A 4,401-nucleotide genomic window follows, 5' to 3' on the forward strand; every position below is an offset into this window, starting at 1 on the left:
CGCTAAGTACAATTGTACTGTGGCTTATTGGCTATCATGCTGAAAACAAAGGATTACATCTGAGATATCAGGCCAACAGCATTAAAGCACGGCGGGTAATCTCGTATCTGACGTTAGCGAAGAATGTCTTACGACACTCCCCGCTAATTTTAAGACGAACAGTGCTAAGCACAGTTCTTAATCATCTCGCCAAAACCTACCAGAATATGGTGTTGGTTTATTAGCGCTGATTTATGGGGATCCCTCAGGGCGGCAGCGGGCCCTAACACGATCCCCACCAGCACTGTGCTGCACGAGTTACGTGCTGACCAGATGGAGTGGGCAATGTTGGTTGACCAGACAAAACTCCACGCACCTTTGATATGACGGGCAGACTCGAACAGGTTCAATTTGAATGCGTTATAGATATTTCTGCGGCGTAATTCACGCGCGGCAAACCACCAGTACATGGTGCCACCAACCAGATTCGACACGTACCAGGCAATGACAAAGCCCGCAAAACCGAAGTCAAAATACCAGGCAACGACGCTCCCCGCCGCGCGCAGAAAAGGTTTCGTCGCTTGCTGTACAGCAATCAAATCGAAACGATCTACCGCACGCAGAATGCCGGTCGGCGTGGAGGAAGCCATTGACGGAATGAGCGTGCAATACAGCGCCGCCAGCCAAAAACTTTGGTCATCCAGACCTAATGAGTGAGAAAGAAATGGCAGTAAGGCAATGCCACCGACAATCGCCACTGCGCCGCTGACGATATCCAGCGAAAAGGAAAAAGAGACGACATTGCGAAATTGCTGCGGATTATTGTTGGTCAAGGCTGGCGTTCCGTACTGAACCACCAACTGCCATGTCTGAAACTTAATAAAATCGCTGATCGACTTGGCGTACGATTGCACAATCACCAGTACACCAAACATGGCGGGCGTCATCCCTTTACCGGCACAAGAGAGTGCCAACAGCCCCAGCAAGGCGCTCACGACATTACTGGAGCCTAACCAGGCGCTATTGCGAATAATGGTGCGAAACGCGCCATCTGCAAACCAATGTTTGATGTTAAAACCCGCCAATTCAGCCTGACCTTATCGTTGATAGTAAAAAGTATCCCGCCAGCCTTAAGTTAAACTTCGGCGGTCAGAAACGATGGCAACCAGAGAAACCGCCTTCTGTGCCTGTTCCAGCACTTCGCTGTAGGGCGCTCTGGAATCAATCTCAAGAATTTTTGTGCCGTTGTAGCCAATCTTCGACATGACACCGATTTTGTCCTGCAACTCGGCGTAGTCGTGATCTGGCTTGCGTGAGATGGCAGTATCAATATCAATGCCCAGACGAATAATTAATTCCGGGCGATATTGCGCCATTTGTTGGTATAAACGCCGTTCGCGTTGTGCCAAAAACATGCTGATTTTCCCGGTTGCACGTTCGACGCCAATCCCCGGTCCGTCATAATAAAAGCCGGAGATTTCAGCCTGCGGGAAGCGATCGCTAACCACCAGAACGCCACTTTGCGCCAGTCGCTGAACCTTACGAAGGTTCGCCATTCGCCGCAGCGAGAAGCAGTACATAATCACCGCCGCCCATAGCGCCGGAGATTTGGTTTTCATGCTTTGGGTTTTCGAGGATTTGGCCGCCAGCCGCCGTTCCAGCCAGACACCAACGAGCGGCAACCGTTTGATTTTGTCGCCGTCTTCGCCCGAGAGTAGCCCCAGATAGCGGCGCTCGGTTTGCCAGTGTTGTTGCAGCGATTTCACCAGGTCGGTGGTTAGCGTCGATTTACCCGTGCCATCACATCCGACCACTGCAATCAGCCCCGAAATATAATTGGGCTGCGGCGCGGTTGTACGATTAACAGTTTGTGTTTGTAGTGCATCCATTCGTTAAATCATTCCTTATCCATTTTGGTGATCAGGAAAGCGCGGCGTAAATCGCGCGTAGTGACGCTTGTAGGATGTCATCGGCGGGGTGTCGACCATCCAGTTCAAGGATCTTTGCGCCATTAAATGTCAGTTGCGGCGTAACGGCGATTTTTTCCTGTAACGCGGCCAGTTGATGGTCAGGTTTACGCGCAAACGCCGTTTGTTCATCAATGCCAAGACGAATCAATAACACGGGTAAATAAGACGCCATCCACTGGTAGAGCTTGAGTTCGCGCTGCCTTAACATTTTTATCCAGCCATTACCCCCCGTGGTTTTTGCCAGTTGCGGACCATCAAAGCGAAAACCCGGCACGTCAACCTGCGGGTAGCGGTCGGTGATGAGCAGATAGCCTTGCTGGCTTCTACGTAACATTTTGCGAAACTTGTACGCCCGCCAGCAGGAAAGCAGATAGATAACCAGTGCAGTAATATTGCCAGGCGGTGTTGAGGGCTTTTCATGCACATGTGCTGCTTTGCCTCGCAGATAACGCCCAAAAGGTGCACCAATAATGGGCAACTGTGAAATCCATTCGCCAATTCGCCCGGACGATTGCCCGAGATAAATGTGCTCTGTTGGCATTCTTGCTGCCAGTTCATTAACCAGGCTTGCCGTGAGGGTCGATTTACCCGAACCATCACATCCCACAATGGCAATAACACGCACTGGCGTGGAATTAATTATTGACATATTACGTTGATTCACGAAAAACCCGGCAGCAAATAATGTATTGAATATTACGTGGTCCGTGCTCAGAATATCCGTTCAACCTTATTGTGACAATGGTTAATTGTGACATTGACCTGAATTGCGCTTACATAGAAACATATTAACAAAATAAATATTTTGGATGGATATTTAAACTAAAGGATATATTCATGCAGTCAATAATACCGCCATTAATTGCCGTGATTGGTAGCGATGGTTCAGGCAAATCAACGGTGTGTGAACATCTTATTACCGTTGTCGAAAAATATGGTGCAGCTGAAAGAGTTCATTTAGGAAAACAAGCCGGGAATGTCGGGCGTGCGGTGACAAAATTACCTTTTTTAGGCAAGTCCCTACACAAAACTATTAAAAAAAATGCAGTGAAAACAGCAAAAAAATTACCGGGGCCAGTTCCGGCGCTAGTGATTACAGCATTTGTCGCCCGTCGCGTACTGCGCTTTCGTCATATGCTCGCCTGTCGTCGTCGCGGGTTAATTGTTCTAACCGACCGTTATCCTCAGGACCAAATTCCTGGCGCTTACGATGGTACGGTGTTCCCACCTGATGTTAAAGGTGGTCGTTTTGTCTCATGGCTGGCAAGCCAGGAACGTAAAGCGTTTCACTGGATGGCAAGCCATAAGCCTGATCTGGTCATCAAACTCAATGTTGACCTTGAAGTTGCCTGCGCGCGTAAACCCGACCATGAACGGGAATCTCTGGCGAGAAAGATTGCTATAACGCCACAGTTAACCTTTGGCGGCGCGCAACTGGTTGATATCGATGCCAATCAGCCACTGGAACAGGTGCTGGTTGATGCAGAAAAAGCGATTACGGACTTTCTGACGGCGCGTGGTTATCACTAGTCAAAAATGGAAATGCCCGATCGCCAGGACCGGGCATTTTCAGGAAGGTTAAATCAACTGCAATGCTATCCAGTACAGCCCACCAGACAGAAAAATCGCTGCTGGTAAAGTAAACACCCACGCCATCAGGATACTGGTTACCGTTTTACGCTGCAATCCACCGCCGTCCACGACCATCGTCCCTGCTACCGCAGACGAGAGGACGTGCGTTGTGGAAACAGGCATTCCAATATAGCTGGCAAGACCGATAGACACAGCCGCCGTCATTTGTGCCGCCATGCCTTGCGCATACGTCATGCCACGTTTACCAATTTTCTCACCGATGGTCATCGCTACACGACGCCAGCCAATCATAGTGCCGATACCGAGCGCCAGCGCCACCGCCATGATGATCCACACCGGAGCGTACTCAATGGTGCTTAACATATCGCTGCGCAGCTTTTTCAGCAGGTTCTGGTTTTCTTTACTGACGCCTGGCAGTTTCGCCAGCTTCGCAGAAGTATCAGAGATGCACAGCATAATGCGGCGCAGCTGACTGCGTTGACTTACGTTTAACGGCTCGTAGCTTTCCATATTGCCTGGCAGCATCGTTTTAACGCGCGCAATCGCATCAACGGTATTTGCCGGATGACAGTGAAACTCCGTCACTTGCTTACCATCAGTAGGTGTCGCAGGCAGCGAAGGTTCCATCGTAATCAATTTCTGCGGCAGTTCAGGATGCTGTTGCAGATAGTGTTCAAAGTTGGTGACGGCATCGCGAGTACGGGTAATTTCATAGCCAGTGGCGTTCATATTAACGACAAACCCAGCGGGCGCTATCCCCACCAGCACCAGCATTACCAGGCCGATCCCTTTCTGCCCGTAAGCGTGCAGCAAGAACCGTATTGACGGGGATGTGTTATTCAGTCGGCAGTGCTACGCG

3 protein-coding genes and 3 pseudogenes are annotated in these 4,401 nt (G+C 50.0%); 2 read left to right on the top strand and 4 right to left on the bottom strand.

Going from position 1 to position 4,401, the window contains the following annotated elements; genetic code table 11:
• Positions 1-224, top strand: a pseudogene (locus tag A7090_RS23545) (IS4 family transposase); the annotation flags it as partial.
• A gap of 24 nt (positions 225-248) precedes the next feature.
• On the opposite strand, the pseudogene A7090_RS23550 reads toward A7090_RS23545, so the two are convergent.
• From A7090_RS23550 to A7090_RS23560, 3 genes and pseudogenes are all read right to left on the bottom strand, one after another.
• A pseudogene (locus tag A7090_RS23550) lies at positions 249-1,064 on the bottom strand (lipopolysaccharide biosynthesis protein); the annotation flags it as partial.
• Between the two features lie 45 nt (positions 1,065-1,109).
• The gene (locus A7090_RS23555; RefSeq protein WP_105275723.1) at positions 1,110-1,868 is read right to left on the bottom strand and encodes a hypothetical protein; all 759 of its coding nucleotides are present in this window, start codon (positions 1,866-1,868) and stop codon (positions 1,110-1,112) included.
• Between the two features lie 31 nt (positions 1,869-1,899).
• Positions 1,900-2,613: a dTMP kinase gene (locus tag A7090_RS23560; protein WP_105275724.1), complete on the bottom strand. Its 714-nt coding sequence runs from the start codon at positions 2,611-2,613 to the stop codon at positions 1,900-1,902.
• A 173-nt stretch (positions 2,614-2,786) separates the two neighbouring features.
• On the opposite strand from A7090_RS23560, the gene A7090_RS23565 reads away from it, so the two are divergent.
• Entirely contained in the window at positions 2,787-3,479 is a 693-nt protein-coding gene (locus A7090_RS23565) for a dTMP kinase (RefSeq protein ID WP_105275725.1), read from the top strand.
• Between the two features lie 48 nt (positions 3,480-3,527).
• Here A7090_RS23565 and pitB read toward each other — a convergent pair.
• A pseudogene (gene pitB, locus A7090_RS23570) lies at positions 3,528-4,340 on the bottom strand (inorganic phosphate transporter PitB); the annotation flags it as partial.
• Positions 4,341-4,401 lie beyond the last annotated feature (61 nt).

The organism is Escherichia sp. MOD1-EC7003 (assembly GCF_002965065.1).
Lineage (GTDB): Bacteria > Pseudomonadota > Gammaproteobacteria > Enterobacterales > Enterobacteriaceae > Escherichia.